Origin of the sequence: Nosocomiicoccus massiliensis (genome assembly GCF_000438455.1) — a bacterium.
GTDB classification, from domain to species: Bacteria; Bacillota; Bacilli; order Staphylococcales; family Salinicoccaceae; genus Nosocomiicoccus; species Nosocomiicoccus massiliensis.
On record NZ_CAVG010000098.1, the window covers coordinates 1 to 5,829 of the forward strand.

The 5,829-nt window shown below is 37.2% G+C and carries 4 protein-coding genes and 2 tRNA genes; all 6 read left to right on the forward strand.

Annotation, left to right across the window (positions count from 1 at the left end):
* Positions 1-161: 161 nt before the first annotated feature.
* The 6 genes from TJ68_RS04420 to TJ68_RS04445 all read left to right on the forward strand — a co-directional run bounded on the left by TJ68_RS04420 (position 162) and on the right by TJ68_RS04445 (position 5,732).
* The gene (locus TJ68_RS04420) at positions 162-2,138 is read left to right on the forward strand and encodes a DHH family phosphoesterase (protein WP_040928964.1); all 1,977 of its coding nucleotides are present in this window, start codon (positions 162-164) and stop codon (positions 2,136-2,138) included.
* Positions 2,135-2,581 (forward strand): 50S ribosomal protein L9, encoded by a 447-nt coding sequence (gene rplI, locus TJ68_RS04425; protein ID WP_040928965.1) that lies wholly within the window; start codon positions 2,135-2,137, stop codon positions 2,579-2,581. Before TJ68_RS04420 ends, rplI begins: the two co-directional genes overlap by 4 nt.
* Positions 2,582-2,592: 11 nt before the next feature.
* The gene (gene dnaB / locus TJ68_RS04430; protein ID WP_040928966.1) at positions 2,593-3,999 is read left to right on the forward strand and encodes a replicative DNA helicase; all 1,407 of its coding nucleotides are present in this window, start codon (positions 2,593-2,595) and stop codon (positions 3,997-3,999) included.
* Between the two features lie 107 nt (positions 4,000-4,106).
* Complete coding sequence (locus TJ68_RS04435; RefSeq protein WP_040928967.1) at positions 4,107-5,393, forward strand: adenylosuccinate synthase; 1,287 nt, start codon at positions 4,107-4,109, stop codon at positions 5,391-5,393.
* Between the two features lie 167 nt (positions 5,394-5,560).
* Positions 5,561-5,632: transfer RNA gene (locus tag TJ68_RS04440), tRNA-Glu, on the forward strand.
* A 27-nt stretch (positions 5,633-5,659) separates the two neighbouring features.
* A tRNA-Asp gene (locus TJ68_RS04445) sits at positions 5,660-5,732 on the forward strand.
* Positions 5,733-5,829 lie beyond the last annotated feature (97 nt).

Consider the following 5,829-nt stretch of genomic DNA (forward strand, 5'->3'; position numbering starts at 1 on the left):
CATTTGTTTTATACTTTTTAAAACATAAAGAACTTAACACTGTATGGATAGTACTCATTATGATTGTTTCAGTCATTCTTAAACCAATTACATTATTTGTTGGATTTATAGATATGTTATTTAGATTTAGACAACGTATTGAGACAGGAGGGAAATAGCACATGTTTAAAGTACTCGATAAAAAACTCATACTCATTCCATTTAGTATTATTCTTTTACACATTTTAATTTTGAGTACGTTTATATTTATCAACCACTTTAGTTTTGGAGTACTAAGTTTCTTAGTCAGTGGGATTTTATTGGCACTCGTATATATATACGCTAATCGTTGGCTAACATTATCAGAGAAAAATTTAAGAGTGTTAGCAGATGATATCGCGAAAGGAAAAGAGTACACGGCAGACCATATGCCAGTCGGTATGGTTATGATCAATGATGACGACGAAATTATATGGATGAACGCCTACATGGAAGAGAAAATGCCAGAAGAACTGTATAACGAACCGATAAACACGGTATTCCCGAATTTGTTAACGATGATTAAAACAAACAATCTAACTCAGACGGAAACATTCTATGAAGGTAAGTCATACAAAGTTTTTTATGAAGAAGAGTTATCGTTACTTCATTTTATTGATATCACAAATGAAAAGAAATTGAGACGAAAACTCGATGATAGAAAACCTGTCATTGGTATTTTGTTTCTAGATAACTATGATGATGTCACTCAAAACATGACGGAAAACTTAAAAAGTGAGTTAAACAACCTCATTATGTCAACAATCAACGAATGGGCTGAAGAACACCATGTGTACATTCGTAGATTTTCAAATGACCGTTTTATGATTGTTATGGAAAATGTCAGCCTTGAAGCGGTCGAAGATACACGTTTCCAATTACTTGATAAAGTACGTGAGTCGACACAAGAAATGGGCGCACAAGTTACGTTATCTATCGGTCTTGGTGAAGGATCGACAGATTACATTGAAATCGGACAACTCGCACAATCTGCGTTAGACTTAGCACTCGGACGCGGTGGTGACCAAGTAGCAATTAAAGCAGTGAACGGTTCAGCACGTTTCTATGGTGGTAAAACGGATCCGATGGAAAAACGTACACGCGTAAAAGCTCGTGTTATGGCGCATGCCCTACGTGACTTGTTACTTGAAGGTGAAAATGTCTTAATTATGGGACATAAAAATCCTGACGTCGACTCCATAGGTGCGAGTATTGGTGTTGCGAAAATCGCAAAATCAAACGGAATCGATGCACATATTGTATTAAATGAGTCAGACTTAGACGATACGTTAACACGTATGATGAACGAAGTTAGAGAACACGAACATATATATGAAACGTTTATTTCATCAGAGGATGCATTTGATTTAATGACACCAGGAACGACAGTCGTCGTCGTTGATACGCATCGACCATCGATGGTGCTCGATACCGATATTTTAAATAAAGCAACGCGTAAAGTTGTTATCGACCATCATAGACGTGCCGATGAAATGATTTCTAACCCACTACTTGTGTACATGGAACCATATGCATCTAGTGCATGTGAACTTGTCGCAGAGCTACTTGAGTATCAGTATCAAGAACATAAAATGTCACGTTTAGAAGCGACGATTATGTTAACAGGTATTATCGTCGATACGAGAAACTATACGTTACGTACAGGTAGTCGTACATTTGATGCAGCGAGTTACTTACGTTCAAACGGTGCTGACCCAGTACTTGCTCAGACGTTCTTAAAAGATGATATCGATACGTTTATCGCACGTAGTGATCTCATTAAATCTGCTGAGATAGACTCTGATGGTATTGCGATTGTTAAAGCAGACCAAACGATGACATATCATCCAGTCACTGTCGCACAAGCAGCGGATTCTCTACTTCAAATTGAAGGTGTACGAGCATCGTTTGTTATTGCGACACGTGAAGATGATTCAATTGGAATTTCTGCACGATCTTTAGGAGATATTAACGTACAAATTATTATGGAAGAGCTAGGCGGCGGTGGGCATTTAACAAATGCTGCAACGAGACGTACAGATGTGACGATGGACGAGTTGTATGACGAGTTAAAACATGTCATAGACCAAATGAAAGATATTAGGAGTGAAGAAGAATGAAAGTCATTCTATTAAAAGATGTTAAAAATATCGGTAAAGCAGGAGAAGTAAAAGAAGTTGCTGCAGGTTATGCACAAAACTTTTTATTCAAAAAAGGACTTGCAGAAGAAGCAACTCCAGCTAACTTAAAAAAATTAGAAGCTCAACAAGAGAAAAAACGTGAAGAAGCACGTGAAGAGCTTGAAGACGCAAAAGCGTTAAAAGAAAAATTAGAACAGTTAGAAGTTACGATTAAAATGAAATCTGGTGAAGATGGTCGTCTATTCGGTTCAGTGAGTTCTAAACAAGTCATTGAAGCATATAAAAAAGAGCATGACATTAAACTCGACCGTAGAAAATTAGATATGCCTGAACCATTAAAAGCACTTGGATATCATAAAGTAGATGTGAAGTTACATCAAGAAGTAACTGCAGTACTTAAAATTCACGTCGTAGAACAGTAAGAGGTGTAGTCATGGAAAATAACAATCATTTTCCGCGTCAAATGCCCCATAGTACCGATGCAGAACAAGCTTTACTCGGTGCGGTTTTAATAGATCCAGAGATTATGATAGACGTCGAGACGACATTAGAAGTCGATGATTTTTATGAACGCGCACACCAACTCATTTATAGTAGTATGCTCGAGGTAAATCAAGCGAATAAAAAGATTAGCCCACTACTACTCATGGAACACTTTAAAGTAAAAAATATCGTCAATGATGTCGGTGGATTATCGTATTTAACAAATTTATTTGAAATGTCACCGACGTCATCTAATTGGGAAGAATATGCAGATATTATTCGTAAAAATTCGTTGAGACGTGTTCTCATTCGTAAAGCAGAGCGTCTATCTTTAGATAGTTTCAACCCTGAGACTAATGTTGACGAATTAATTGCTGAAGCGGAAACATCGATGATGGATATCGAAAAAGACCGTAGACGCGACGGATTTAAAACGATGAGAGATGTCGTTTACGATATTTTCACAGAAATCGATGAATACTCTAAACTCGATAACAAAGGTATTACAGGGATACCAACAGGCTATCGACAACTCGATAAAATGACGAGTGGTCTACAACCGAATGATCTAATCATTCTCGCAGCGCGTCCATCGATGGGTAAAACAGCTTTTGCATTAAACATTGCAGAAAACGTAGGAATGTCTAGTACTAATAAAAACACAGTCGCTATATTCTCACTCGAAATGGGTGCAGAACAACTCGCGACACGTATGATTTCAAGTGTTGGACATATCGATTCTTCGAGTTTAAGAAATAGACAACTCAACCAAGAAGAATGGGATAACTTAGCACATGTTACTGGTAAATTATCCGATACAAATATTTTTATCGATGATACACCGGGTATACGTGTAAACGAGATTCGCTCAAAGTGTATTAAGCTAAAAGCACAACACGGTCTCGATTTAATTATTATCGACTACTTACAACTGATTCAAGGATCAAGTCGAAGAAATAGTGAAAATAGACAACAAGAAGTATCTGAAATTTCACGTATGTTAAAAGCTCTTGCACGTGAAATGGAATGTCCAGTCATCGCATTATCTCAGCTCTCACGTAGTGTTGAGTCTAGGCAAGATAAACGTCCAATGATGAGTGATTTACGTGAATCTGGATCGATTGAGCAAGATGCGGACATCGTTGCATTTTTATATCGTGATGATTATTACAATCGCGGTGAAGGTGAAGACGATGAAGGCGCACAAAGTACTCAAGATGAAATAGAAATCATCATTGCAAAACATCGTAACGGACCGACTGGAACAGTTAAATTAATGTTTAATAAACAACATAGTAACTTTATAGATCTTGCGGTTCAAGAATTTGAAGATGGATACATCCCGCCAGGAAGCTAACATTAAAGCACTTCTAAACGTTTAGAAGTGCTTATTTTAATTGATTTTAGCGGTATTTAGTGATAAAGTATAATACGGTTAAATTAGACTTAATGGAGGCTTTTTTTATGTCTGGAACAGTAGTAGTCGGAACACAATGGGGAGACGAAGGTAAAGGTAAAATTACAGACTTTTTAGCTGAAGAAGCAAAAGTCATCGCTCGTTTCTCTGGAGGAAATAACGCGGGTCACACGATTCAATTTGGTGGAGAAACATACAAATTACATTTAGTGCCATCTGGAATTTTTGCAGATGATAAAATCGCATTAATCGGTAACGGTGTTGTAATCGATCCACTATCACTTATCAAAGAGCTCGACGGTTTAGAAGCACGTGGTATTAACATTGATAACTTAAGAATTTCAAACCGTGCAAATGTCGTCCTACCCTACCATATCGCTCAAGATGAATTAGAAGAAGAAGCACGTGGTGACAATAAAATTGGTACGACAAAAAGAGGAATCGGACCATGTTACGTAGATAAAGTTCAACGTATTGGAATTCGTATGGCTGATTTAGTGAACGATGAAGTGTTTAAAAAACGCCTCAAAGAAAATATTGAATATAAAAATCATTATTTAAAATCACTCTTCAATCACGAAGGATTTGAATTTGAAGAAATTTATGACACATATAAAAAAGCAGCTGATCGCTTACGTCCATATGTATGTGACACAGCAAAAATTTTAGACGATTCATTTAAAGCAAATGAACGTGTATTATTTGAAGGTGCTCAAGGTGTTATGTTAGATATCGACCACGGTACATATCCATTCGTCACGTCATCAAATCCAATCGCAGGTAACGTAACAGTTGGTTGTGGTGTTGGACCGACATTCATTAAACATATTATCGGCGTATGTAAAGCATACACGTCACGTGTTGGAGATGGTCCATTCCCTACTGAGTTATTCGACGAAGACGGTCATCATATTCGTGAAATTGGTCGAGAATACGGTACGACAACAGGACGCCCAAGACGTGTCGGTTGGTTTGACTCAGTTGTAGTACGTCACTCACGCCGTGTAAGTGGGATTACAGACTTATCACTAAACTCAATTGACGTATTAAGTGGATTAGATACTGTTAAAATTTGTGTCGCTTATGAAATCGATGGAAAAGAAATTACAGAGTATCCTGCAACACTTGAAGAATTACAAAAAGCAAAACCAATCTATAAAGAATATCCAGGTTGGAAAGAAGATATTACTGGAGTACGTCGTTTAGAAGATCTACCTGAGAACGCACTAAACTACTTAAAAGAAATCGAACGTCTATGTGGTGTTCAAATTTCAATATTCTCAGTAGGACCCGATAGAGAACAGACAAACCTACTTTCAGATTTATGGGAGTAATATTTAAAGGCTATCTCAAAATGAGATAGCCCTTTTCTTATTCATACCAAATTTTTTAGTTAAAAATCTAATCAAAAGATTAATTACAAAAAAACTTATAAAAATATTCAAAAAAACCTTGCTTTAAATTACCACCATGCTATAATAAGTCTTGTGTTCAGATAACTGGCCCCTTGGTCAAGCGGTTAAGACACCGCCCTTTCACGGCGGTAACACGGGTTCGAGTCCCGTAGGGGTCATTTTTATTTTGTTTACTTATCTGAATTGGTCCCGTGGTGTAGCGGTTAACATGCCTGCCTGTCACGCAGGAGATCGCGGGTTCGATTCCCGTCGGGACCGTAAGTATCCTCTAGTGAAATATCGCTAGAGGATTTTTTATAATATATTAATTAAGATGATCATAAGAGTATCCCACAGTTTAATACTGTGGGATTTT